The sequence below is a fragment of the Providencia sp. PROV210 genome, from assembly GCF_028479445.1.
Classification (GTDB): domain Bacteria; phylum Pseudomonadota; class Gammaproteobacteria; order Enterobacterales; family Enterobacteriaceae; genus Providencia; species Providencia rustigianii.
This window is the reverse complement of sequence record NZ_JAMPNQ010000003.1, coordinates 404664-430964: the sequence shown is the minus strand read 5'-3', so window position 1 is coordinate 430964 and position 26301 is coordinate 404664. Positions and strand designations below refer to the sequence as shown.

Here is a 26301-nt window from a genome sequence, read left to right as displayed (position 1 = left end):
CTACACAGTATTATGATTAATATAAGAAGGCAAATATGCAATGGCTCGCAGATTACTGGTGGATCATTTTACTTTTACTCGTCGGTATTATCTGGAATTCAGTAAAAGAAATGATGCGACTAGATCCTAAAAAATATTTAGAAGACAAACCTGAAATTCCACCTCACCAAGACAATAACCACTTGTGGGATGATGAGGATGAGGACTGGCCTAAAGACAAAAAGCGTTAACTTTCTGCTTAAGAGCTTGAAGCTGATCAGGTTGATATTCTGCCAGCCACTGCCCAACTTCTGCTCTTGCTTGCTTTAACCATTGCTTTTGCCCTGTCAGTTTTAATGTTTGAACAATCTGTTCAATTGATAAACCTTGTATAAAATGAAGACTCAGGACAGAAGTCGATAGTGCATGTTGCTGCCCCTGAAGCCATTTTAAATATCGCTGTATCGCCGCTGAACTCGCGGAAACAGAACGGTGATAGTCACTAAAACCTATCAATTCTAGCCAATCTTCCTCTATTAAGCGTTGGTCAGCGGATATTTTCAGACTAAATTCATTCAAATCAGTGCGCCAGAAATTATCTCTTTGCAATAAATACTGCCCTTTATTGCAAAGTTCACCAGCAACTGCGGATAAAGGCAGTACCGCCATTGCAGTAAAACAGCCACTACTAGCTTCAATATGGCTACCAATACGCACCAGATGGAAACCCGCAGATTGCCAAAATGCCAGTAATTCTGGCGTTAAACCAAAGCTAACCGACAAGAAATCTACCCCATCAGCATTTGCCTGCTCAATCTGTTGCTGAAGTAATTGGTACCCGATTTTCTTACGACGATATAAAGATGCTACTGCGATACGCATAACCCGCCGAGAAATTAGTTGTGGCGCAGTAGGAAAATAACTATGAGCCGCAAGTGATTGAGCGACTAAGTTACCTCGAGGTCGACGCTGCCCAGCCCAAATTTGCCAACTCAATGACGTATCTAATCCGCCCTCATCCACCATCCACAGTGCGCCTATATGAGCTTGCTGCTGCCCATTTTGCACACTCGCAATGGCAAAGTGTTGCTGTTGAGCATCCAATAAACGCCGTAGATCTAACGGGGATGTTCGGTAATGAGCTCCAGTCAGTAATCCGTAAAACCCTTGAAGCTGATTTAGATTATGAGTGAGTTGCTGTTGATTAATAGAATAGACTCTCACCGGAGCATCAACCCAAGGAATTGGCGTTGGCTCGCAAAGTAACAAACCTTGATTAATCACATTTTCTAGAGGGTCATGGGGTGCAAAGCGGATTGGTTCACTCAATTCTAGTGAGGTAAAATTATCTACGCTATCACAGAATTTCACCATAAAACCCCGCCCCGTACCTTCATAACCATCAACCGTGGTTGTCATTAACACTCGAGGAAAATAAGTAATGAGCTGGCGCAATATATGAGTTGGGATCGTAGCGGCTTCATCAATAATTAGCCAGTCTGCATCAATAGGCTGACCTGATTGGCAATATTTTAATAGTGCGTCAGGCGCCCAAAAATTTAAGGCTTTTTTAGCGAAAGATTCCAATGTGCCTATCGTCACTTTAGCTGGAGCACAGCACCAACACTCGCCTTGCCATTGATTTATCAGCATTCCAGCAACGGTCGATTTTCCTCTTCCTCGGGCAGCAATAATACCCCAAACGCCCTGTTGCGCAGATAATAATTGATGGAGTATTTGCTGTTGTTGAACTGTTGGTTCCCCCGTCGGAGGATGCCATTCTGGGCTATCAGGTAATGAACGATAGGAAAACCCAACATTTTGTTGGTAAAGCAGCACATCAGGGGACGATAACACTGTTCGTTGAAGATGGCGTACAAAATTCGGTGTTGGAATAATGCCTAATTGCTCATTCCAACGCAGGCTATCTGTATCATTTTTCTGAGCCCAATGCTGTTGAGCTGGCGTGCATAGCACCAATAAACTACCTGCTTTCAACGTTCCCGCAAGCATAGCAAGTGCTTCAGAATGTAACCCTGATCGGGCATCAAAAATGGCGTGAGTAAATTCTCGCCCCAACAGTAAATGTGCTTTTTCAGGTAAAATACTGTCAGGTAAATCCGCAGATACACACAACCAGTCACCACGTAATTGCTGTCTGAATTGTACCAGCTGTGATTCTACCCAATCACTTTCTCCTGACAGCACCAATAAACGGCGGTATCCGCTGCGTTGTAGTTGCTGAACAATTGCGTCTAATGGTATATCCATCGGTAATCTATGACTTACCAATCAAGAGAGAGAGTATCCCTGCTGCGATCAATGGCCCAACAGGAACCCCACGAAATAGTGCAACACCAATAACCGTTCCTACCAATAAACCAGCTACTGTTGAGGGTTGATGTCCCATTAATGCCACACCTCGGCTACCTAGCCAAGAAACCGCTATACCGATGACAATCGCCAATAACGACTTCCAGTTTAAAAAGGAGTTAAAGACATCGTGAGCTGATATTTTGCCACTCGCAATCGGAGCCATGACACCAATAGTTAAGATCAAAATCCCGATCGTTAGACCATATTTTTCAACCCATGGGAAAAAATGATTAAGCGGAGTGATCCGCACAACCAAGAGAAATAGCATTGCGAGTGTCACTGTCATGTTATGGCTGATAATGCCCAGCCCCGCAAGAACCAATAAAATGATCAGTGTTGGGTCAACTTGACTCATGGGTACCCCTGTAAAATTAGTGCTCAGCTTTCACTCAGTACAAATAATGTAGATAGGACAAATTTGCTGTGTATGTTATTGATCTGATTTTAAAGAAGCAAATTTTACCAACTTAAATAGCAATATTTGCAGTTTATCCTAAAACTAACTTATTTTTATGCTTTAAATCACCCTGCACATAGCAACTTAAGTTAAATAATTAGGATATAGAACACTCTAGATTCTATTCATAGTGACCTTAACCATTTTTTTAGTCGATATTTTTCAAGCTATAGCTATTTAAGCTAAAAAGACTCGAAAAAAAATTACTCTCCAGACAGCCTTAATGCAATTCGTATAATAGATTATGGAAACCTATAAACCTATTAGCTAGGATTGCAGCTATGTCACAACCTTTAGCGCACCATTCAAACGCCCGCTTTATTGCGCTTCGTTTGTGTCCCGGAGAGGACGTCGTTCTCACCTTGCGACAAAAAATTAAGCAACATCAACTTTATGCCGCATTTATTGCTGGCTGTGTCGGAAGCTTAACCGATGTCGCATTACGCTTTGCAGGACAAGAAAATACCCACTTCACCTCGGGTAAATATGAAATTGTTTCTTTAATTGGCACCCTAGATGCCGAAGGGGAACATCTTCATCTCGCTGTTTCCGATGAAAATGGACACATGAGTGGCGGTCATATGATGCCCGGCTGTACTGTCAGAACCACGCTTGAATTAGTTATCGGTGAATTAGAGAACGTTCAGTTTACCCGAGAGCATTGCCCACTTTCTGGGTATGAAGAGTTGGTGATTACTGAACGTTAATTTTCATTATTGGGTTTAATTTTTATTTCTAAGGGATCAATCTATCATGGCAAATTCGTCCATTATTTCTAGCCGTACCTTGGCTCTCATCGTATTTTCTATTGCAATCAATATGATTGCTGGGCAATTAAGCTCAATGCTAAAACTGCCTATTTTTCTTGATTCAATTGGTACGCTCATTTGTGCCTTACTTGCGGGCCCTTGGGTCGCTGTATTCAGTGGATTACTCACTAACTTGCTTTGGGGATTAATCAGCAGTCCGATCGCCGCCGCATTCGCACCCGTGGCGATGATGATTGGTCTTAGTGCAGGATTGTTGGCTCGTGCAGGAGGATTTCGAACTTTGCCCCGCGTGATCTTATCGGCAATTATTATTACCTTAGCACTCATGATTGTTGCCGTTCCTATCAGAACTTATCTATTTTCGGGTACCACTGGCAGCGGCGCTGACTTCTTTGTAGCCTATCTGTATGCCATCGGTGATGGTTTACTCGAATCCGTTGCTATTACCGTATTAGGTGCAAATATTGCTGACAAAATTATTTCTGCCATCATCGCGTGGCTGTTAGTGCGCCGCTTACCTGAACGCGTCCAACGCGGCTTCCCCAATATGGCCAAGGTTCGCTAGGGGTTCGTCATGCACCCTTTTACATCATTAACACTCTGGTTCTGGTTTAGTGCCAGCACACTCATGTTGCCCCTAGGCTGGGCACTCATCTTGATTGCTTTCGGTGCATTTGCCGCAGTGATTTTACGCTCAGCCTCGTTCTACCGCTGGAAATTTATTGCCTGGATTATGCTACCGATGGCTGCGGGACTATGGCTGATTCATGGGGGTTGGTTAAGTGAACTATTGACAGGTTCACCGCCGCCAATCACCCAGCAACAAAAAGCGATGGCACTATGGTTTCGTTTGTTAGCTATCATTAGTGCATCCCAATTGTGGCTACAATATGTTCCCACTGAACGCTTTATCCGTGCATTATTTGCCAGTCGACTTCCCGCTAGCTTCGCATACTTATTGGCGGGTCCTCTATTATTAGTGGAGCAATTGCGCCAGCAACTTTCCAGTATTCGTGAAGCTCAGTTAGCCCGTGGCGTTCCTCTAGATGGCAATTTTTGGCAAAGATTAACCTCATTGCCCACCCTTTTATTACCTTTGGCAAGTAATGCCTTATCTGAACTCACTGTTCGTAGTGCGGCTCTAGATATGCGAGCTTTCCGCTACACGAAAAATAGAACCACGTTAAATCCGCCAGTAGACAGCCTTTTTCAAAAAAGGCTTCGTATTGGAATGTTCTTCCTCCTTTTTATTGAAGGAGGTTTGGCGATATGGTTATAAATATTAAACAAATGACCTTTACACCTAAAGGCTCTGAAACACCTTTGCTTGGCCCCTTAGACCTACAATTAGCGCAAGGAGATTGGCTGTGTATTCTGGGTGGTAATGGGAGTGGAAAAAGTACCCTCGCTCAGCTATTAGCAGGCTGGTATCCTGACCAACTAAGCGGACTTTTATCTGGCACGTCGTTAGTACTTTCACAAGAAATTGGCCAAGGGACTCTCGTTAACTTAGCCGCAAACCGACAATGGGTCCAACAATCCCCTCAACTACAGTTGTCGGGTTGCACTTTTTCTGTTGAACAAGAAGTTGCATTTGGACCAGAAAACCTCGGGCTATCACCTGAAGAGATTCAGCAACGGGTCGAACATGCTTTAGAATTAACCTTCTGTGATTGTTTACGTACCCGCCATCCTGCAACGCTTTCTGGCGGTGAGGCTCAACGCGTTGTCTTAGCCTGTGCCATTGCCATGCGTCCTCAACTCCTTCTGTTAGATGAAGCATTTAGTCGCCTAACACCTGCGGCAACCGAGCGCCTGCTATCTCAACTAAAGCAATATTCTCAATTGACTGGCTGTTGTATCGTTCTATTTGAACGCCATTTACTTCCAGCTCTCCACTTTTGCAATAATTTCATGCTATTAGAGCAAGGAAAATCTGTCGCTATAGGCGATATTGAGCAGGTTTTTCTTCCTGCACAACGTACCATTAATATGCCTGATGCATGGCGAGTTATTGGCTATCTCATTCAAAGCGGGGTTTGGGATCAGGGAATTCCTCGTAATGAGCAACAACTATTACAAAGAATGAGAGCGTACTATGCTACAAATTAATGACCTTAGTTTTCGCTGGACGCCGAACGCAGAGGACGCAATCAGCCAATTATCATTGATGGTTAAATCGGGAGAATGGTTGGCTTTAGTTGGCGATAATGGTGCGGGAAAATCAACACTTTTGCGCTTAATCGCGGGATTGTTATCTCCCACAAAGGGAGACGTTAATTTCGAACATCAATCTGTCAGCCACTACCGCGCGGTAGAACGAGCCCAACAGATTGGCATCTTATTTCAAGAGGCCGAAAAACAGATATTTCACAGCAGCGTTAAAGAAGAAATCCGTTTTGGCTTACGCCGGTTAAAACTATCCCATACAGAAAGCCAACGGCGTCTTCAACAGGCCCTCGATATTTGTCATCTTACCGAGGTTTCTGATAAGCACCCTCTAGATTTACATTCAGCGCAGCGTCGTATGGTCGCTGTAGCCTGTTTAACAGCGGTAGCACCAAAGCTTCTACTTCTTGATGAACCCAGTCGCGATTTTGATGCTCATTGGCTAGGCTGTTTTGAAAATTGGCTACAGCTTCAACGTAAACAAGGCACTACAGTCATTGCCATCAGCCATGATTTGGATTTTGTGGCTAGGAATTTTCAGCGCGCAGTGCATTTATCTAAAGGTTGCTTAATTGCTGATGGCGCTGTTGCTGATGTTTTATACCATCCAGAGTTACAACCCGATTCACGACTTCCTGCCCCCACATTGCAGGCACTAAGCCGACACCTACAATTACCTATTGAGAATAATGCCAAGTCATGGAGTGACGCTTTTTTAGCTCGGCATCACATCTCATGACAAAAAAATAGCCTGCATAGCAGGCTATCTTGTCACTGTTTTCGTGAACTTAATCAAGTTTTACGCCAATGCGACGAGCAACTTCTTCATACGCTTCAATCAGCCCACCAAGGCTTTGACGGAAACGGTCTTTATCCATTTTATTTAGCGTTTCTTTGTCCCATAAACGGCTACCATCTGGAGAGAATTCATCGCCTAGAACTACCTCACCGTTGAATAGGCCAAACTCAAGTTTGAAATCGACTAAGATCAGACCTGCATCAGCAAAAATTTTGCTCAATACCTCGTTAGCTTTGTAGCTTAATTCACGCATTTTCGCTAAATTTTCTTTACTTACCCAACCGAAAGTTTCGCAATAAGATTCATTGACCATTGGGTCATGTTTAGCATCATCTTTTAGGAATAAATCAAATAAAGGTGGATTTAATACCATTCCTTCTTCAACGCCAAGACGCTTGACTAAGGAGCCTGCTGCACGGTTACGAATAACGCATTCTACGGGTACCATATCTAATTTTTTAACTAAAGCTTCAGTATCAGATAACAGCGCTTCCATCTGTGTTGGAATGCCTGCTTCTTCTAGCTTAGTCATAATGAAATGGTTAAATTTGTTATTGACCATTCCCTTGCGGTCAAATTGCTCGATACGCTCCCCATCGAGTGCTGATGTATCATTACGGAACTCCAAAATTAATAAATTCGGATCCTCTGTGGTATAGACAGTTTTTGCCTTGCCACGATACAACTCAGCTTTCTTTTGCATCTTACACACTCCAGAGATGTGATTAAACTAAATAGAAACCAACCTGCACAGCAGATTCAGATAAGTAACAGTAGAATTAAACCTGTAAAAAAACCGTCTTCATTGTTAATTTTCTGCTCTGATTCAGTCAGTTATCGATAAACTTACACCTTAAGCCTAACTTACTGATATTCAATATTTTATAATTAACTACCAATTATGATAATAAAATTTACGTGCGGACGCAAACGATTACTTAGCCGTGAATACTGATTTTTTGTCCATTGGTTTGTCGTGAGAATTTTTAGGTGATTAAAATGAAATAGTACGAAACTACAGTAATGGATGTTTACTAATTACCACCAACTTATGAGTATAAACGTCAATATCCGTGCCCCACAGCTGGTTTACCCATTGAGAGAAAAACTCTGCTTCGTTTTGAATTTGAGTTAATGGTCTGTCTTCAATGGTTCCATCTGAAGCATAAATATAATAGTCTTGATGGAATGCCCATGAAATCATAATTTCCCAAAAACGTTGCCCATCACGAGTGTGTTCTTCATCCGTAACCATAATGCTATGACTATCCAACAAATGGATGAAGAATATACGAGGCAAATCTCCAATATTAGTTTGATGTAGATGAGATACCGTACGCCAAACTTTAATTTGGGTACATGTCGTTTCCCCAAATATGATATCTGTGCGGAATCTCAATTCAAGTAAATAAACTGTTTCAGGGATCCCATCAGTTGATAACAATCTATATTGTTCTTTTTTAAGTGATTTAACTAGCCGATACCCTTTCGGAATAACATAACCTGGTAAATCAACATTCACGACACCATCCCGAATAAAACTTTCGGTATGAGCCTGATTATTCTGAGGATCCCTAAGTTTATAATTAAACTCAGCCCCTGATATTTGTCTTGGCATCGAACTATTATCTCTATCTGTCGTTAGTTTTGATGCGTTATTATCCACGACTCTATCCTCTTTGTTCACCCATATTGACTGAAGTATATCCGAAAAATAGCGTTGGATACATTAACCGTTAGAGTGATAATTAAACGATTTTATTACATTTAGCTCACTTTATTTGAGCGTTTGAGTAAAAAAAAACGCCACCCAATCGGATAGCGTTTCTTTATGAACCAATAAGCTAAATAAACTTATTTTTTAGTTGGAGCTTTACTAAAAGCGGCTTTCAGCGCAGCAACCATCTCATCATTTTGTTTCTGAGTTAATGGCACACCTTTAGTATTGATAAACTGTAAGCTACTACGGTTATTCAAGTCACCCACTTGGACTTTATAGTCATCTTCTGGCACCGAAGGATCATCAATTCCCAACGCTTGCCATTCAGAGCTACTCAGCCCTTTGTAAGTCACCATCACAGAACCCGCTGAGCGGCTACGATCACCCACTTTCATGCCAACACTTTCTAATGCATGTGGTAAACGCTCCCAAACTGCATCGTATGGTGCGCGTACGATAACAACTGGTAATCCCGTGTCATTACTGCCGGTCTGCACATCAATAATGCCATACGCGCTTTGTAGGCTATTTTTACTTGAGGTGTCACGTAAGGCATAAAGAGCATCAGTTAAATCGTTTAATAACAATTTATTATAGCGTTGAACTTCAACTGCATCAGTCACTGACTCATTACCTTGGCGTAGACCTAAATTGGTCACAGTTAAGGCAATCATGCCACCTTCCGGTTGAACAGTCACTTTATGTCGACTTTCTAATGGCACGTTTTCATCCGCACGATCCCACTTAATCCAGTCAGTTTCGATAAAACGAGAACCATCATTTTTACTGGATACTGGAATACCGCGTTGCTCTAAAATCATCGCAACTTGTGACCATAACGCACTATTTTCAGGTGTATTTTCTAGCAACAAACGACTTGCTTCAGCGCTATTCTCAGTACGAGAGCCGGATAATTGTGAAATCGTCAATACAGGAGGACGAATATCAAGTGCCTTACCTACTGCGCCAGTGGATGTAGTCTTAGGAAGATCATATTCACCATTCGCCGCAGGTAATGTAATTCCTTGAGGCACATTCAATGCTTTCAATGGCGCAGCACTAAGATATTCTTCATCACCACTGACCTGACGTTTATAGCGCTGATCGCTGGAACAGGCTGCCAGTAACACGACAAGTGACAGGCCAGCAACCTTCATAACCTTCGATTTTTGCAATAATGTTGCCATTAAAATTCCCTAAATTTTACAGTAAGCCAGCGAGCTTCATGGCATCCTCAACCTTTTGCTGCCCTGATACTGTTAGCGGTGTCATTGGTAACCGTAACGTATCATCAGCGATGAGGTTAAGACGATGGCATGCCCATTTCGCTGGTATTGGATTTGGCTCAACAAATAACTGATGATGAAGCCCCATCAGTCGTTTATTCAATTCACGGGCTTCAGTATATTTGCCCTCAAGCGCTAAGTCACACATTTTTACCATCAGCGCAGCAGCCACATTGGAAGTGACGGAAATTACCCCTTGACCACCAAGTTGCATAAAATCAAGTGCTGTTGCATCGTCACCAGATAGCAGGACAAAATTTTCATCAACCAGCTCTTTGATTTGGTGAACCCTTGCTAAGTTCCCTGTTGCTTCTTTAATTGCAACAATATTCGCCAATTTCGCCAAGCGCCCCACAGTTTCTGGTAATAAATCACAACCAGTACGTGATGGTACATTATAGAGAATTTGTGGCAAGCTGGTGTTTTCTGATATCGCTTTAAAGTGTTGGTATAAACCTTCTTGTGACGGTCTATTATAATAAGGAGTTACCGTCAGGCAAGCAACTACGCCACTGTGTTCAAACTCTTGAGTTAACGAAATTGCTTCTGCTGTTGCGTTGGCGCCAGTGCCCGCAATAATAGGAATGCGCCCATCTGCTAGCTCAAGGGTTGCTTTAACGACATCCACATGTTCTTTATGGTTAAGTGTTGCCGACTCCCCGGTAGTTCCTACAGAAACAATGGCTGTAGTTTTGTTTTCTACATGATAATCCACCAGCTTTTTCAAGCTTGCTCTATCAACGTTTCCAGCTGAGTCCATTGGTGTAATAACGGCAACAATACTTCCCGTTAAAAAATCTTTGTAGTGTGCGTTTTGATTTGCCATCACGATATCCCCTAAATAGATGAGTTCCCATGTTACTTTTTCATTTCAAAGAATAAAACCACCCAAACGCAAGATTTTAATGAATTTTGTTAATGCCAATGACATTAACTTAAATAGAAGTAATAATTCAGCAGTATTTGTCGCAAGAGTGAATCACTTTACTTGGCAGACTCACAATTTTATGGTTTCCTTAGCTTCATCTAGGGTCAACACCATTCTGACCATAATTTAGTCAAATAAGGAACAAACTTTGCCTAAGACTGAACCGCAATTTCTTGTTATTACTGCGCTGGGAACAGATCGTTCGGGCATCGTGAATACGATTACACGTCTTGTCAGCGAGTGTGATTGTAATATTGAGGATAGCCGACTCGCTATGTTTGGCGAGGAATTTACATTTATCATGATGTTATCAGGGAGTTGGAACGCTATCACATTGTTAGAAGCGATCTTACCCACCAAAGGTGCTGAGCTTGATCTGCTGATTGTGATGAAAAGAACGCACAGCGTGAAAAAAACCTACTATCCTTCAACTGTAACGATCAATGTTGTTGTAGATGATGCTCCTCGCATCGTCGAACAGTTCACAAATTTACTCACCACGCAACACTGTAATATTGCTGAACTAGTATCAAAAACACAGCCTGCTAATGAAAATATGCCCGCTCAATTAGAAATCCAAATTACAGCCCATGATCCTCTGGATGATAATGGCATAATTATAAAGAATAAATTTCAACAACTATGTACAATGCTAAGTGCCAAAGGCAACATCAGTATTGTTAACAATCCCAAAATGCAGAGTTAACGGAGATATATGCAATGAACCCATTGAAAGCCGGTGATAAGGCGCCTCAATTTAGCCTTCCTGACCAAGATGGTGAGATCATCAATCTTTCTGATTATCAGGGGCAACGCGTATTAGCTTATTTTTATCCTAAAGCAATGACCCCAGGTTGTACTGTTCAGGCTTGTGGCCTGCGTGATGAGATGGATACACTAAAATCAAAAGGTGTCGAGGTTTTAGGTATTAGTACAGATAAACCAGAAAAATTGGCTCGTTTCGCTGAAAAAGAGTTATTAAACTTCACTCTGTTATCCGATGAAGATCATCAAGTTTGTGAGCAATTCGGTGTTTGGGGTGAAAAACAATTTATGGGGAAAACCTACGATGGGATTCACCGTATTAGTTTTCTTATTGATGCAAACGGCACCATTGAACATGTTTTTGACGATTTTAAAACCAGTAATCACCATGAAATCGTTCTAGCGTATATCAACGCTCACGCCTAATTAAACAAAAAGGTTGCCGAATATTTTAGGCAACCTTTTTCTTTTCTGCTTACTTTTGACTTCTATGATAAGTTTTTATCTGGTGTTTCAACATCATTCACATCTTGAGGCCACGCGTTAATGACTGCTTTAATCAATGTCGCTAACGGAATAGCAAAGAACACGCCCCAAAAGCCCCATAATCCACCAAAAATCACCACGGATAAAATGATGACTAATGGATGCAAATTCACAGCTTCTGAATAGAGTAATGGCACCACAATATTACTGTCCAAGCCTTGAATAACCAGATAGACAATCAATAACGACCAAAATTCACTACCCACTCCCCACTGGAATAACGCCACGAGCACGACAGGAATTGTCGCCGCTACAGCACCGATATAAGGAATCAAGACAGAAACCCCAACCAACACAGATAAAAGTACTGAATAGCGCAAATCAAAATAAGCAAACCCAATATAGGTACAGACCCCAACAATAACCATTTCCGTGACTTTACCACGTAAATAATTGGTGATTTGTTGATTCATTTCTAGCCATACTTTGCTGACTAATAAACGATTTCGAGGTAATAGTTTTAGAAAGCTTTTCGAAATTCTTTCTTTATCTTTCAATAAGAAAAATATCATCAATGGAACCAGAACCAAATAAATTGCAAGAGTGAAAATACCAATCAATGAAGCAACTGACGCTTTAACCACTGAGTCCGCAACATTTGACAACCTGCTACGAATATTATCTGCCATCATATCGATGATCCCGGCATCAACGAGAGCGGGATATTGCTCCGGCAGTTTTTGTGCAAATTCACTAAAACGAGTGACCATGTTTGGTAAATCTGCAACCAAATTCATCCCTTGTTGCCATGCTGTAGGTGCAATAATTAGGATCACCATGGCACTAATTCCCGCAAATAAGGTCAAAATGATGCTAACCGATAAAACACGGGAAAGACCGATACGTTGAAGCAAATGAGTTGGCCATTCAAGTAAATACGCAAAGACAATTGCGACTAATAATGGAGCCAGTATACTGCTGAAGAAAAATATGACCAAAAAGCCAATGACTAGCAGACTAAACAATGCAACTGCTTGCGGGTCAGCAAAACGCCGACGGTACCATTGTAAAAACATCTCTAACATTTATTGGCTCCTGGGAAGGTCAAACAAGGACAGTTCCTAAATTGAAGAAAATTATACCGAATAACAGATTTTACGATAGCTTTTGCTATCATATCTCCTAATTAATTCGCGTTTTCTGTAGGTGATAAGTGAAGATATGCACCATGACTAAAAAATTGAAATATCCATTACTGGCTGTATTCATGTCTGCGCTGATCCATGGCGCTATATTACCTGCATATAGTTCCGTCGAAGATACCTTACCAGATATTGGTACCACAGCTGGCGGTACACTGAGCATCAACCAAGAAATCATAATGGGCGATGCAATTACTCGCCAAATTCGAGGCAGTACGCCTTTAATTTATGATCCGCTGCTTACCCAATATATTAACAAGCTTGGGCAACGTTTAGTGACCAATGCGGATTCAGTTAAAACTCCATTTAAGTTCTATTTAGTCAATAACCCAAATATTAACGCCTATGCCTATTTTGGTGGTAACGTCGTATTGCACTCCGCCCTATTCCGCTATAGCCAAAATGAAAGCCAGCTAGCATCTGTTATGGCGCATGAAATATCTCACGTGACTCAGCGCCATTTGGCGCGAATGATGGAAGACCAAAAAGCCACTACGCCACTGGCTATTGCAGGAACCATTGGCTCATTGCTACTCGTAATGGCAAACCCACAAGCTGGTTTTGCCGCCTTAACAGGGACCATGGCAGGTATGCAACAAGGGATGATCAGCTTCACTCAAGCGAATGAGCAAGAAGCCGACCGTATCGGTTTACAGACCTTACGCCGCTCTGGTTTTGACCCACATGCGATGGCTGATTTTATGCAAATAATGTCAGACCAAACGCGCTATATGTCAAAGCCACCTGAAATCCTACTTACTCACCCTTTGCCTGATAGCCGTTTAGCGGATGCACGCAACCGTTCTAACCAATATCCAAAAGTTAGCGCGCCATCCTCTCTCGATTTTATGTTGGCTCGAGTACGTATCTTGTCCATGTATAGCGCCGACCAAAAAATTGCACTAGACCAAATCTTGGATAATTACAGTAAAGGCAATGCCCAAGAACAACTGGCCGCCAAATATGGTCAAGCTTTACAATTATCACAAGATAAAAAATATGCCGAAGCAGGCGCTATCCTGTCAGAATTATTGGCCAAACAATCAGATAACCCATGGTTTATTGACTCAATGACAGATATAGACATTGAACAAAAGCAGGTTGGAAAAGCAGTAACCCGCCTACAAAACGCCCTGAAAAAATCACCAAAAAATACGGTATTTATTGTTAACTTAGCCAATGCGTACGTGAATAGCGGTCAATATCAAGATGCCAGCAAGCTATTAAATAAATATACGTTTGATTACCCAGATGACCCGATAGGATGGGATTTGTTGGCAGAAGCATCGGCTAAACAAGGGGATCGCAATGCGGAACTTGCCGCCTATGCAGAAGGTATGGCACTACGTGGTAACTATGACACTGCCATTAATTATTTGAGTGAAGCTAGCCGTAGAAGCCGTTTAGGTAGCTACGATCAGCTACGATTTGATGCGCGCATTGATGAGCTAACAAAGCTGAAAGAACGTGATAGTAATGCAAAACCGTAAGGACCAATAATCATGACAGATTCAATTAAAATTTATCATAACCCACGCTGCTCAAAGAGCCGTGAAACCTTGGGTTTATTGCAAGACAAAGGTATTACGCCGACGGTGGTTGAATATTTAACAACACCGCCCTCAGTTGCAGAAATTGAAAACCTATTGAAAATGCTAGGATTCAGTGATGCACGCCAACTAATGCGCACCAAAGAAGAGTTATATAAAGAGTTGAAATTAGCAGATACAACCTTAACTCAAGCGCAACTCATTAAAGCCATGCATGATAATCCAAAATTAATTGAGCGCCCTATTGTTGTTAAAGGCAAAAAAGCGAAATTAGGTCGCCCACCGGAGCAAGTACTAGAGATTTTATAAGTGAAATATTTGGCAGTCGATTGGCTGCCAAACTTTTATAACTTTAGGATATTTTTTACGAAGGGAATGGTCATCTTACGCTGCGCAACAATAGAAGCATGATCAAGCTTATTCAAAATATCAAATAGCGTCCCCATTTTTCTATCTAGCCGTTTTAAAACAAAACGACAGACATCTTCAGGTAATTCAAACCCACGAATACTAGCACGCAACTGTAATGCATGGATTTTATCTTCATCACTCAGCGGATGAAGTTTATAAATTTGCCCCCAATCTAAACGAGAGGCTAAATCAGGAAGTTTTAAATCAATTTGACGAGGAGGTCTATCCCCTGTAATCAGCAAACAGGTTCGCCCAATCTCTAATATGCGGTTATATAAATTGAAAATGGCCATTTCCCACTCTTCATCACCTGCAATGCACTGGATATTGTCAATGCAGACAAGGGATAAGTGTTCCATACCCTCTAAAACTTCAGGTACGAAATAGGCCCGTTTATCGAGAGGAACATAACCGACGGCAATACCTTGCTCTGAAAGTTCAGCACAAGCCGCATGTAGTAAATGGCTTTTACCGCCGCCTTCTCGAGACCAGTAATAAATATAACTGCCATGAGGTTGGTTAATCGCTGTTTTAAGCGCTGACAGCAACCCTTCATTCTCCCCCGCATAGAAACTTGCAAAGGTTTCATCATCCGGAAGATAGAGTGGTAGTGATAGCTGAGATGGTGTGTTCAGAAGCGCCTCTGATTGTACAATTCAATTAACGCCGATAAGTTTATCATAAATACCAAGGATAGATGAACACTCAGAACGTTAATTGCCGGAGCTTTAGCCACTCCGGCAATTTATTTTGTATTACCGCTTATTTATTTTTCTTTTCTTCCACAACATCCACTTCTGAAGTAATGAACTGTTTTTCTGGGCGTACGAAGGTAATAAAACGGAATAATAATGCCATCAAGATACCCACGATAGTCGCCAGTGCCATACCTTTCAGTTCAGCTTGACCAATATGGATCACTGCACCACTAACGCCGATGATTAGAATCACCGAAGTTAAAATCAGGTTTTGCGGTTTGTTATAATCCACTTTAGAGTCGATCAATACACGAATACCCGATGCACCAATAACCCCATACAGTAACAAGGAGACACCGCCCATGACTGGAACGGGTACTAACTGAATAGCCGCCGCAAGTTTACCGATACAGGACAGTAAGATAGCAATTATCGCCGCACCGCCAATAACCCAAGTGCTATAGACCTTAGTGATCGCCATGACCCCGATGTTTTCACCGTAAGTGGTATTTGGTGTTGAACCAAAGAAACCCGATAATACAGTAGAAATCCCATTAGCAAACATCGAACGGTGTAAACCTGGGTTTTTCATCAAATCACGTTCTACAATATTCGCAGTGACGACTAAATGTCCGACGTGTTCAGCAATAACCACTAATGCCGCAGGTAAAATAGTCAGGATAGCAAACCATTCAAAACGTGGCGTATAGAACGTTGGAATCGCAAACCAAGGTGCTTCAATCACCGGAGTGAAATCGACAATCCCCATAAAATACGACAGTGCATAACCAGAAAGGAAACCAATTAAAATTGGGATAATCGACAGGAAACCACGGAATACCACTGCACATAAAATCGTCACAGACAACGTGGTAAGTGAGATGATTAATGTCGATGAGTCAACGGGTGCGCCTTCTTTTGGCAATAATCCTGCCATTCCCGCTGCCGTTTGAGCCAATTCCAGACCAATAACTGCAACAATTGCCCCCATTGCCGCAGGAGGGAACATAACGTTGATCCAACCGCGACCGGCCACTTTGACAATGAGTGCCACAAGACAAAACAGCGCCCCACAGATAATAAACCCACCAAGAGCGAGCTCATAACCTAAAGGTAATAAAATTAAAACTGGTGAAATAAAGGCAAAACTAGAGCCCAAATACGCTGGGATTTTTCCTTTACAAATAAACAGGTATAACAGTGTACCAATCCCGTTAAACAGTAAGATAGTTGCAGGGTTAACCCCGAATAAAATAGGTACAATTACCGTCGCCCCAAACATGGCGAACAAATGTTGAAAGCTTAATGGGATGGTTTGTAATAAAGGTGGTCTTTCTTCAACACTTATCGTGCGGCGTGTCATCTCTCTTTATCCTCTTATCATGGTAGTGAGTATTATTTTTTTATCAAAAAAAAGCCGACTATCAAGTCGGCTTAATTATTTATTTAGTACCAAATATCTTATCGCCCGCGTCTCCGAGACCCGGAACGATGTAACCATCTTTATTTAAATATTGATCAATCGAAGCGGTATACAGTTCAACATCAGGGTGAGCAGCTTCTAATGCAGCAATACCTTCCGGAGCAGCAACAAGAACTAATATTTTAATTGAATTACAGCCGGATTTTTTCAATAGGTCGATAGTTGCAATCATCGAACCACCTGTTGCTAACATTGGGTCAACAACCAGAGCCATACGCTCATCGATGTTTGAAACTAATTTTTGGAAATATGGGACAGGTTGCAATGTTTCTTCATCACGGTAAACACCCACTACGCTGATACGTGCACTTGGAACACTTTCCAGAACGCCGTTCATCATGCCAATACCAGCACGTAAAATTGGGACTACCGTAATTTTCTTACCTTTAATTTGTTCAATTTCTACCGGACCACACCAACCATCAATGGTAACTTTTTCAGTTTCTAGGTCTGCGGTTGCTTCATAAGTTAGTAGGCTACCAACCTCTGAGGCCAGTTCACGAAAACGCTTAGTGCTTATATCGTGATCTCGCATCAGGCCGAGTTTATGTTTAACGAGAGGGTGTTTTACCTCAACGATCTTCATGGGTTTCTCCTACCTTTTTAAACGTCACCGGACAAAAAAATCGCCGGATTATACCTCTTTTTTTATTATATGCCACTAGGAACCTATTGATTTAGGTCAAAGTCTAATCAAACAAACTTTCTTTGTTCGAATAGTATACACCAAATATTTTTTGTTATAGGTTCTCCATAAATTAGTGGGCGATCTATCACTGGATATCCCTTTATTCTGACAAACATTTCACTCAGAAAGCTATCGCAAACGTTTGCGGAGCCTGATAGAATATCTGCAAATGATGTTATTTTTTCCAAAATGCAATTGCCTTGGGGGCCGTAGTGACTGATAAAACCTCTCTCAGCTATAAAGATGCCGGTGTCGATATTGATGCGGGTAACGCATTGGTTGAACGTATCAAAGGTGTGGTGAAAGAAACTCGCCGTCCAGAAGTTATGGGAGGACTGGGGGGATTTGGCGCATTATGTTCCCTTCCGCAGAAATATCGTGAACCTGTTTTAGTTTCAGGCACTGATGGCGTAGGCACTAAATTGCGTCTTGCTATGGATCTGAAACGCCATGACTCCATCGGTATCGACCTCGTCGCTATGTGTGTGAACGACTTAATCGTACAAGGTGCAGAGCCACTATTTTTCCTCGATTATTATGCTACGGGGAAATTAGATGTGGATACCGCAGCTAGCGTCATTACAGGCATAGCCGAAGGTTGTAAGCAATCAGGTTGCGCATTAGTTGGCGGCGAAACCGCTGAAATGCCAGGAATGTACCACGGTGAAGATTATGATGTTGCAGGCTTCTGTGTTGGTGTTGTTGAGCGTTCTGAAATCATCGATGGCTCAAAAGTCAGCGCTGGCGATGCATTAATTGCCTTAGGATCAAGTGGCCCACATTCTAACGGCTATTCATTAGTCCGAAAAATTTTGGAAGTGAGCAAAACCAATCCAGAAACTACCCAATTAGCAGGAAAATCTCTCGCTGATCATCTCCTTGAGCCAACCCGAATTTATGTGAAAAATGTACTGGAACTCATCGCCAAAAATGATATCCATGCCATTGCGCATATTACAGGTGGCGGTTTCTGGGAAAATATTCCTCGCGTATTACCGGATAATACCCAAGCAATTATTGATGGTAACAGTTGGCAGTGGCCTGCTGTATTTGAATGGTTACAACAGGCAGGCGATGTCACCACTCACGAAATGTACCGTACATTCAACTGTGGCGTCGGTATCATCATCGCCCTGCCACAAACTGAAGTTGAATCTGCCCTAAATTTACTGACCTCTTTAGGGGAAAATGCGTGGCAAATCGGTACTATTGGCGCATTGCCAGCCGGTGAAGAGCAGGTTGTTATTCGCTAATGAAAAACATCGTGGTATTGATTTCGGGCAGCGGCAGTAATTTACAATCAATGATTGATGCTTGCCAATGTGGTGAAATCAGCGGGCAAATCGTTGCTGTGATTAGCAACAAAAATGATGCTTACGGTTTACAGCGAGCACAAAAGGCGGGTATTCCCGCCATTTGTGTGGACTCCAAACAATTTGCCGATCGCCAAGCCTACGATACTGCATTGTTAGACACCATTGAACGGTACCAACCTGATTTAGTCATTTTGGCTGGATTTATGCGCATTCTCTCCCCCGAATTTGTTAAACATTTCACTGGGAAAATGCTCAATATCCACCCTTCTTTATTACCAAAATATCCGGGGCTACATACTCATCGAAGGGCCTTAGAAAATGGCGATAAAGAACACGGTACATCCGTGCATTTTGTCACGGAAGAACTCGATGGCGGTCCGATTATTTTGCAAGGTCGCATACCGGTTTATTCAACAGATACCGAGGATGATTTGGTCGAACGAGTCAAACTACAAGAGCACATTATTTATCCTCAAGTGGTCGAGTGGTTTATTGCTAATCGACTAGTCATGGGGGATGGTAAAGCCTTTTTAGATGGTAAAGCGATACCAATCACAGGGTTAATTGCCGAATAGCAGCCTAGAAAGTGCAATATTAAGGGTGGAGAAAAAATCTCCGCCCTTTTTATTTACATATGTTTATCAGAAAGAACTCATTGTTCGATATACAGAAGCGATTACGCTGTAATTAAGTGAACTAATATTCACCAATAAGAATAACACCCTGCTTTCTGTCATTATTTTATTGTAAATAAGTGGTATTCTAAATATAAGGATGGTCAATTGACTTAGTGATTGATGTTTTATCCTTAACGAGTTCTAAAATTAACAATAAACTGAGGTGTTTTATGACGACCGGGCAAGCTCATCTGTTCAGATTGCGCCCACTTGAGCGTGAAGATTTAGCATTTATCCATCAAATCGATAATAACGCCAATATCATGCGTTATTGGTTCGAAGAGCCATATGAAGCATTTGTGGAGTTAAGTGATCTTTACGATAAACATATTCATGACCAATCTGAACGACGCTTTATCGTAGAATGCGATAGTGAAAAAGTCGGTTTAGTCGAATTGGTTGAAATTGATTATGTTCACCGTCGTTCCGAATTTCAAATTATTATCGCACCGCGTTATCAAGGTAAAGGTTATGCGAGCCGAGCAGCAAAACTCGCAATGGACTACGCCTTTTCGGTGCTCAATTTATACAAGCTGTATCTGATAGTCGATAAAGAAAATATCAAAGCTATTCATATCTATAATAAGCTCGGTTTCCATACTGAAGGCGAGCTTATTGATGAGTTCTTTGTGAATGGTCGTTATCATACTGCAATCCGTATGTGCATATTTCAGCATCAATATTTTGCAATGAAGCAGCAAGCTACAAATGAGTAATATGCCACAGTCTTACGGCAAGTAAGTGACAGGTGATAATCAGTCTCTACACGCATTAACCTATATTATCAGTCGAATACGGAGCAACAATGTCCCAAGAACGCCTCTATCATGAAAAAGAGCTCAGCTGGCTCTCTTTTAACGAACGAGTTCTTCAAGAAGCCGCTGACAAGCGTAACCCTTTGATTGAACGAATGCGTTTTTTGGGCATTTATTCCAATAACTTAGACGAATTCTATAAAGTCCGTTTTGCCGACGTAAAACGCCGTATTTTAATTAATGAAGAGCGAGGCTCCGCTAGCGGGGCTCGCCATCTACTCAAGCGCATCCAATCCAAAGTCGCAAAACAAGAGCAAGAATTCGATATTTTATATAACGACTTGCTACTAGAAATGGCGCGTAATCAGATTTTTTTAATCAATGAACGTCAAATTTCTCCACGCCAACAGATTTGGTTGCGTCAATATTTTCGACAAAATCTGCGTCAGCACATTACCCCCATTTTAATTAACCGAGATACCAACTTAGTTGAGTTCTTAAAAGACGACTACACCTATCTTGCGGTTGAAATTATTAATGGTGCCAATGTGCAATATGCACTGCTAGAGATCCCATCGGATAAGGTTCCACGTTTTGTTAATCTGCCACCAGAAATGCCAAAACGTCGCAAATCTATGATTTTGATTGATAATATATTACGTTACACCCTTGATGAGATTTTTAAAGGCTTCTTCGATTATGACAAACTCAATGCCTATTCGATGAAGATGACCCGAGATGCGGAATATGACATTGCCACCGAAATGGAGTCCAGCTTGCTGGAAATAATGTCATCCACATTAAAACAGCGCCTCACCGCGGAGCCCGTACGTTTTGTATATCAACGAGATATGCCGGACGAGATGGTCGCCCTTTTACGAGAAAAATTGGGCTTATCCAGTGATGATTCAGTTATTGCAGGTGGACGCTACCATAACTTTAAAGATTTCATTAACTTCCCAAATGAAGGGAATAAAAATCTACTGAATAAACCTTTGCCGCGTTTACGTCACCGCTGGTTTGACAATTTCCGTAACGGCTTTGATGCCATTCGTGAACGTGATGTGTTGCTGTACTACCCTTATTACACTTTTGAACACACTTTAGAATTACTTCGTCAGGCTTCTTTTGACCCTAATGTTCTGTCGATTAAAATTAATATTTATCGTGTGGCTAAAGATTCCCGCATTATTGATTCCGTGATCCACGCCGCTCATAATGGCAAAAAAGTGACCGTCGTGGTGGAGTTACAAGCTCGTTTCGATGAAGCAGCCAATATCCACTGGGCAAAACGCCTGACTGAAGCCGGTGTTCACGTTATCTTCTCTGCACCGGGACTTAAAATTCACGCCAAGCTGTTTATTATTTCCCGCATGGAAGAGGGGCAAATTGTCCGCTATGCCCATATCGGAACTGGTAACTTTAACGAAAAAACAGCGCGCTTATATACCGACTATTCACTACTGACCTGTGACGAACAAATCACTAATGAAGTTCGCCGCGTCTTTAGCTTTATTGAAAACCCATATCGCCCAGTGACCTTTGATAACTTAATGGTATCGCCACAAAATACACGGACCAAAATTACGGAGCTAATCGATCAAGAAATTGCCAATGCCAATGCTGGGCTGCCTAGTGGTATCACACTGAAAATTAACAACTTAGTTGATAGAGAATTAACCGACAAACTGTATGATGCCTCAAATGCGGGTGTGAAAATTCGCTTATTAGTCCGAGGAATGTGCTCATTAGTTGCAGGGCAACAAGGCTATAGCGAAAATATTCACGTGACGAGTGTGGTCGATCGTTTCCTTGAACACGATCGGGTCTACGTATTCACCAATGCCGGGGATGAAAAAGTCTTTATCTCCTCCGCCGATTGGATGACTCGCAATATTGACTATCGCATTGAGGTGGCCGTTCGTTTGGTTGACCCGCGCTTGAAACAACTCGTTTTAGATATCCTCGAACTCCAATTCAGCGATACTGTCAAAGCACGTTTTGTTGATAAAGAACTGAGTAATAATTATGTCCCTCGCGGCAATAAGCGCAAAATACGCGCTCAATTAGCTGTTTATGAATTTTTAAAAGCGCTTGAAATGCCAGAAACTCGAGTTTGATATTATGCCAATAACCTCTTCATCTACCCCAAGACCGCAAGAAATTGCTGCGATTGACTTGGGTTCAAATAGTTTTCACATGGTCATTGCGCGTATCGTCAATGGGGCATTACAAGTACTTACCCGTTTAAAGAAACGGGTGCACCTTGCTGATGGTCTCAGTGATACCAATGAATTAAGCGAAGAAGCCATGGAGCGAGGGTTATCTTGTCTTGCTCTGTTTGCTGAGCGCTTACAGGGTTTTACCCCTGAAAATGTCTGTATTGTGGGCACCCACTCGTTACGGGTTGCGACAAACGTTGAAGAATTTTTACGTCGTGCTAAAGCCATCATCCCCTACCCAATCGAGATTATTTCAGGTCAAGAAGAAGCCCGTTTAATTTTCATGGGTGTCGAACATACCCAGCCAGAAAAAGGTCGCAAACTGGTTATTGATATTGGTGGTGGATCCACCGAATTAGTGATTGGTGAAAAATTTGAGCCATTGCTGATTGAAAGCCGTCGAATGGGGTGTGTCAGTTTTGCACGCAACTATTTTCCTAACGAAATCATTTCACCTGAAAATTTTAATCGCGCTTATCTTGCAGCTTGTTTAAAATTAGAAAGCACGGCTATTCAATTTAAAAAACAGCAGTGGGATGTGGCAATGGGGGCATCAGGAACCATCAAGGCAGCCCATGCCGTGATCGTTGAAATGGGTGATAGAGACGGCCTCATTACGCGAGAACGTTTGGAAGCAATTAAGCAATTAACGCTAAAATATAAGACCTTTAAATCGTTGGATCTTCCAGGATTATCTGCGGAACGCAAGTATGTATTTGCACCGGGGTTAGCAATCCTAATCGCCGTTTTTGATTCCTTAGAAATTAAAGAGCTACGGCTTTCTGATGGCGCCTTACGTGAAGGGGTATTATATGAAATGGAAGGCCGTTTCCGTCATCAAGATATTCGCCAACGTACAGCGTTAAGTCTTGCTGAACACTATAATATCGACCGTGAACAAGCCAAGCGGGTTCTAAAAACCATGGAGGAACTCTATTATCAATGGAGCCAACAGAACCCTAAGCAGGCCAATCCACAATTAGAATCTATTTTAATTTGGGCGGTAATGCTTCACGAAGTGGGATTAAGTATTAATCACAGCGGTATGCACCGTCACTCCGCTTATATCCTGCAAAATACTAATTTACCCGGATTTAGCCAAGAGCAACAGTTACTACTGGCTACCTTGGTACGAAATCATCGTCGTGGGATTAAATACGATGAGATACCAAAGTTTAACCTGTTTAAACGTAAACAATTTATGCCGTTGATTCAAATTTTGCGCTTATCCGTACTTTTAAATAACCAGCGCCAATCAACGACAACACCAACGTCATTGCGAATTGAAACAGACGAAGGTCATTGGACTCTCTTTTTACCTGCTCAATATCTCGCGCAGAATGCATTAATGCTGCTCGACCTTGAGAAAGAGAGTTCCTATTGGGAAGATGTTCCGGGCTGGAAATTAAGCATTTGCGCGGAAAATATGCAGTAGCATGAAACATGATTATTTGCGGTCAGTATCGCTTTGAGCTTCCTATTCGGAATATGAACAGATTTGATATTTCTGAGGGATCAGCGACAATACTGGGAAGAAGTTTCGTCCGCTCGCAGACGAATTAATTAAAAGCGCCATACGCGCCGAATGCTTTAAGGATTAAAATGTCACAAACTGCTTTTTCAACTGATGCGGCAACTACGGTCAATCCGCACTCACAGAAGTTGGCGTATATCCGCCAGCAAATCCTGACGCTTTTTATGGACGACGAGGAATTCGTCCATGCTCTCGTTGAAAATGATCAACACGTCGGTATTGATGACAAAGCATTTCGTGAAAAAATCAATGCTGTAAAAGAGTTATTAGTCGACCTCCACACCGCCGATATCGCGGATATACTTGAGATGCTCCCCTATGATGAACGTCTCGCATTATGGCGACTGATTGACAATAACGAACGCGGTGAAGTACTCGTTGAAGCATCTGTTTCAGTCTGGGATAGCCTGATTAAAGATATGTCTGACAGAGAATTGCTGCGCGCTGTCGCTGGGCTGCACGTTGATGAACAAGCCTACATCGCTGAGCACTTACCTCGCGATACAATGCGCCGATTACTCACCTATTTAGATCCCAGCTTAAGAAGTCGTATCCGCGAAGTCTTACAGTACGCAAAAGATAGCGTCGGTCAAATGATGGACTTTGAGTTCGTGACTGTGCGTTCTAATGTGACCCTGAAAACCGTTCAACGCTATCTACGCCAACGCGGGAAGATCCCTGAGGCGACAGATAAGATCTTTGTGGTTGATAAATACAACAACCTACAAGGTGAATTACCGCTAACCACCATATTAACCCAAGCTCCCGAAAAAATTGTCGCGGATGTTATGAAAACGGACACCGTCACCTTCTTACCTGATGAAAAAGGTGAAGATGCGGCAAGTGCGTTCGAACGTTATGACTTAATTTCTGCCGCAGTCGTCGATAACAATGGTTTATTGATGGGGCGTTTAACCGTTGAAGATATCGTTGATAATATCAGCGAAGAAAATGATAACAGCATCCGTCGTATGGGGGGGTTAAGCCCTGAAGAAGACGTATTTGCTCCTGTTGGACAGGCAGTGAAAACTCGTTGGACTTGGTTGGCACTTAACCTATGTACCGCATTTGTCGCTTCCCGTGTTATCGGTGTGTTTGAAGATACCATTTCCCAATTAGTCGCCTTAGCGACTCTAATGCCAATTGTTGCAGGTATCGGTGGGAATACCGGTAACCAAACCATTACGATGATTGTGCGTGCTCTTGCCCTGCACCAAATCCAAAATGGAAGCTTCTCCTTCCTCTTATTTAGAGAGCTAGGTGTCGCCTTCATTAACGGCGTCGTCTGGGGGGGGATTATGGGGGTTGTTACCTATTTACTCTATGGGGACATCGCCATGGGTGCCGTAATGACTTTAGCCATGATACTGAACTTGCTGATGGCTGCTATTATGGGTGTTTTAATCCCATTATTAATGATCAAACTGGGTAAAGATCCCGCTATCGGCTCTAGCGTTATGATTACAGCAATCACGGATACTGGTGGTTTCTTTATTTTCCTTGGCTTAGCTACCCTATTCTTAGTTTAATTTCTATCATCTGCATACTTAGCACGCTGTTAAGTATGCAGATTTATAAAACCCCGCTATTTATAAATAAACCTCCGAAACATTCCAAAGCAGATAGCGTAAACAGTTCAAATATACGAGTATTATTTATTTAAATAGCCATATTTACTGTTTATTTTAATTTACCCTTAGAAAATGCCCGTACTATTTTTTATTTTTCATCTATTTAATTATCGTCAAAATTAACTATTTCTTTTGAATTCACACCATATTTAGGCCATCTAAATATAGGATCTTCTGCAAAAGCTTTATTATTAACATCATATCATGGCATTCAACCATCAATCAGCGACTAAATCCAACTAAAAATAACTGATAGGAATATTATGCTTGTTTTAAAGGTGACGGTTTACAGAATATGAAACTTTCTGCTATAAATGAGGCAGCATTAAAGATACAGAGTGTTAACAAGGTTTATTCCTCCCATGTTTTATCTCTCATATTCTTTTCAAATTAATATTA

At 41.9% G+C, this 26301-nt stretch carries 25 protein-coding genes and 1 pseudogene; 16 read left to right on the top strand and 10 right to left on the bottom strand.

Translation table 11 applies throughout. The features are described from left to right. Window positions 1-35 precede the first annotated feature (35 nt). The gene (locus tag PR761_RS02500; RefSeq protein WP_006815327.1) at window positions 36-230 is read left to right on the top strand and encodes a YpfN family protein; all 195 of its coding nucleotides are present in this window, start codon (window positions 36-38) and stop codon (window positions 228-230) included. Here the strand turns inward: PR761_RS02500 and PR761_RS02495 are convergent. Together PR761_RS02495 and PR761_RS02490 are read right to left on the bottom strand one after the other, a co-directional pair. Next, the gene (locus PR761_RS02495; RefSeq protein WP_006815328.1) at window positions 211-2250 is read right to left on the bottom strand and encodes a tRNA(Met) cytidine acetyltransferase TmcA; all 2040 of its coding nucleotides are present in this window, start codon (window positions 2248-2250) and stop codon (window positions 211-213) included. The two genes, PR761_RS02500 and PR761_RS02495, sit on opposite strands and share 20 nt — an antisense overlap. Window positions 2251-2257: 7 nt before the next feature. Then, window positions 2258-2710, bottom strand: coding sequence for a DUF441 domain-containing protein (locus PR761_RS02490; RefSeq protein WP_006815329.1), 453 nt, complete (start codon window positions 2708-2710; stop codon window positions 2258-2260). 383 nt (window positions 2711-3093) lie between these two features. Between PR761_RS02490 and PR761_RS02485 the strand changes: the two genes are divergently transcribed. The 5 genes from PR761_RS02485 to PR761_RS02465 are packed head-to-tail and all read left to right on the top strand — an operon-like array spanning window position 3094 to window position 6490. Then, window positions 3094-3519: a PPC domain-containing DNA-binding protein gene (locus tag PR761_RS02485; protein WP_006815330.1), complete on the top strand. Its 426-nt coding sequence runs from the start codon at window positions 3094-3096 to the stop codon at window positions 3517-3519. Window positions 3520-3565: 46 nt separating this feature from the next. Continuing rightward, window positions 3566-4147 carry a membrane protein gene (locus PR761_RS02480; RefSeq protein ID WP_039855240.1) on the top strand — a complete coding sequence of 194 codons (582 nt, stop codon included), beginning with the start codon at window positions 3566-3568 and terminating at the stop codon, window positions 4145-4147. Between the two features lie 9 nt (window positions 4148-4156). After that, on the top strand, window positions 4157-4861 hold the full coding sequence (locus PR761_RS02475) for an energy-coupling factor transporter transmembrane component T (RefSeq protein WP_039855242.1): 705 nt from the start codon (window positions 4157-4159) through the stop codon (window positions 4859-4861). Continuing rightward, complete coding sequence (locus PR761_RS02470; protein ID WP_006815334.1) at window positions 4852-5694, top strand: energy-coupling factor ABC transporter ATP-binding protein; 843 nt, start codon at window positions 4852-4854, stop codon at window positions 5692-5694. Before PR761_RS02475 ends, PR761_RS02470 begins: the two co-directional genes overlap by 10 nt. Further along, window positions 5681-6490 carry an energy-coupling factor ABC transporter ATP-binding protein gene (locus tag PR761_RS02465; RefSeq protein ID WP_006815335.1) on the top strand — a complete coding sequence of 270 codons (810 nt, stop codon included), beginning with the start codon at window positions 5681-5683 and terminating at the stop codon, window positions 6488-6490. The genes PR761_RS02470 and PR761_RS02465 overlap by 14 nt, the downstream gene beginning before the upstream one ends. A 49-nt stretch (window positions 6491-6539) precedes the next feature. Here PR761_RS02465 and purC read toward each other — a convergent pair whose 3' ends face one another. The 4 genes from purC to dapA all read right to left on the bottom strand — a co-directional run bounded on the left by purC (window position 6540) and on the right by dapA (window position 10382). Next, complete coding sequence (purC, locus tag PR761_RS02460) at window positions 6540-7253, bottom strand: phosphoribosylaminoimidazolesuccinocarboxamide synthase (protein ID WP_006815336.1); 714 nt, start codon at window positions 7251-7253, stop codon at window positions 6540-6542. Window positions 7254-7565: 312 nt separating this feature from the next. Next, on the bottom strand, window positions 7566-8237 hold the full coding sequence (locus tag PR761_RS02455) for a hypothetical protein (protein ID WP_409277561.1): 672 nt from the start codon (window positions 8235-8237) through the stop codon (window positions 7566-7568). 167 nt (window positions 8238-8404) lie between these two features. Further along, window positions 8405-9457 carry an outer membrane protein assembly factor BamC gene (bamC, locus tag PR761_RS02450; protein WP_006815338.1) on the bottom strand — a complete coding sequence of 351 codons (1053 nt, stop codon included), beginning with the start codon at window positions 9455-9457 and terminating at the stop codon, window positions 8405-8407. 16 nt (window positions 9458-9473) lie between these two features. After that, window positions 9474-10382: a 4-hydroxy-tetrahydrodipicolinate synthase gene (dapA, locus tag PR761_RS02445; RefSeq protein ID WP_154611146.1), complete on the bottom strand. Its 909-nt coding sequence runs from the start codon at window positions 10380-10382 to the stop codon at window positions 9474-9476. Window positions 10383-10632: 250 nt separating this feature from the next. On the opposite strand from dapA, the gene PR761_RS02440 reads away from it, so the two are divergent. Continuing rightward, window positions 10633-11190 (top strand): glycine cleavage system transcriptional repressor, encoded by a 558-nt coding sequence (locus tag PR761_RS02440; RefSeq protein ID WP_115164372.1) that lies wholly within the window; start codon window positions 10633-10635, stop codon window positions 11188-11190. A gap of 14 nt (window positions 11191-11204) precedes the next feature. Continuing rightward, window positions 11205-11675, top strand: a complete 471-nt coding sequence (bcp, locus tag PR761_RS02435) for a thioredoxin-dependent thiol peroxidase (RefSeq protein WP_115164373.1) — start codon at window positions 11205-11207, stop codon at window positions 11673-11675. Window positions 11676-11737: 62 nt separating this feature from the next. Here bcp and PR761_RS02430 read toward each other — a convergent pair whose 3' ends face one another. Continuing rightward, entirely contained in the window at window positions 11738-12820 is a 1083-nt protein-coding gene (locus tag PR761_RS02430) for an AI-2E family transporter (RefSeq protein WP_112836891.1), read from the bottom strand. Between the two features lie 143 nt (window positions 12821-12963). On the opposite strand from PR761_RS02430, the gene PR761_RS02425 reads away from it, so the two are divergent. Next, window positions 12964-14427, top strand: a complete 1464-nt coding sequence (locus PR761_RS02425; RefSeq protein ID WP_154611147.1) for a beta-barrel assembly-enhancing protease — start codon at window positions 12964-12966, stop codon at window positions 14425-14427. A 12-nt stretch (window positions 14428-14439) separates the two neighbouring features. Beyond that, window positions 14440-14796: an arsenate reductase (glutaredoxin) gene (gene arsC, locus PR761_RS02420; RefSeq protein ID WP_006815344.1), complete on the top strand. Its 357-nt coding sequence runs from the start codon at window positions 14440-14442 to the stop codon at window positions 14794-14796. A gap of 35 nt (window positions 14797-14831) precedes the next feature. Here arsC and hda read toward each other — a convergent pair whose 3' ends face one another. The 3 genes from hda to upp all read right to left on the bottom strand — a co-directional run bounded on the left by hda (window position 14832) and on the right by upp (window position 17665). Next, window positions 14832-15554, bottom strand: coding sequence for a DnaA inactivator Hda (gene hda, locus PR761_RS02415; RefSeq protein ID WP_272519331.1), 723 nt, complete (start codon window positions 15552-15554; stop codon window positions 14832-14834). A gap of 106 nt (window positions 15555-15660) precedes the next feature. Next, window positions 15661-16959, bottom strand: coding sequence for a uracil permease (uraA, locus tag PR761_RS02410; protein ID WP_039855249.1), 1299 nt, complete (start codon window positions 16957-16959; stop codon window positions 15661-15663). Between the two features lie 79 nt (window positions 16960-17038). Then, window positions 17039-17665 (bottom strand): uracil phosphoribosyltransferase, encoded by a 627-nt coding sequence (gene upp, locus PR761_RS02405; RefSeq protein ID WP_006815347.1) that lies wholly within the window; start codon window positions 17663-17665, stop codon window positions 17039-17041. A gap of 314 nt (window positions 17666-17979) precedes the next feature. Between upp and purM the strand changes: the two genes are divergently transcribed. From purM to mgtE, 6 genes and pseudogenes are all read left to right on the top strand, one after another. Continuing rightward, window positions 17980-19020, top strand: a complete 1041-nt coding sequence (gene purM / locus PR761_RS02400; protein ID WP_039855252.1) for a phosphoribosylformylglycinamidine cyclo-ligase — start codon at window positions 17980-17982, stop codon at window positions 19018-19020. After that, window positions 19020-19658: a phosphoribosylglycinamide formyltransferase gene (gene purN, locus PR761_RS02395; protein ID WP_006815349.1), complete on the top strand. Its 639-nt coding sequence runs from the start codon at window positions 19020-19022 to the stop codon at window positions 19656-19658. Before purM ends, purN begins: the two co-directional genes overlap by 1 nt. Before the next feature lie 272 nt (window positions 19659-19930). Further along, window positions 19931-20476: a spermidine N1-acetyltransferase gene (speG, locus tag PR761_RS02390; protein ID WP_006815350.1), complete on the top strand. Its 546-nt coding sequence runs from the start codon at window positions 19931-19933 to the stop codon at window positions 20474-20476. 89 nt (window positions 20477-20565) lie between these two features. After that, entirely contained in the window at window positions 20566-22635 is a 2070-nt protein-coding gene (gene ppk1, locus PR761_RS02385; RefSeq protein WP_006815351.1) for a polyphosphate kinase 1, read from the top strand. A gap of 4 nt (window positions 22636-22639) precedes the next feature. Further along, complete coding sequence (gene ppx, locus PR761_RS02380) at window positions 22640-24172, top strand: exopolyphosphatase (protein WP_154611149.1); 1533 nt, start codon at window positions 22640-22642, stop codon at window positions 24170-24172. 347 nt (window positions 24173-24519) lie between these two features. Continuing rightward, window positions 24520-25800, top strand: a pseudogene (gene mgtE / locus PR761_RS02375) (magnesium transporter); the annotation flags it as partial. Between the last annotated feature and the right edge of the window lie 501 nt (window positions 25801-26301).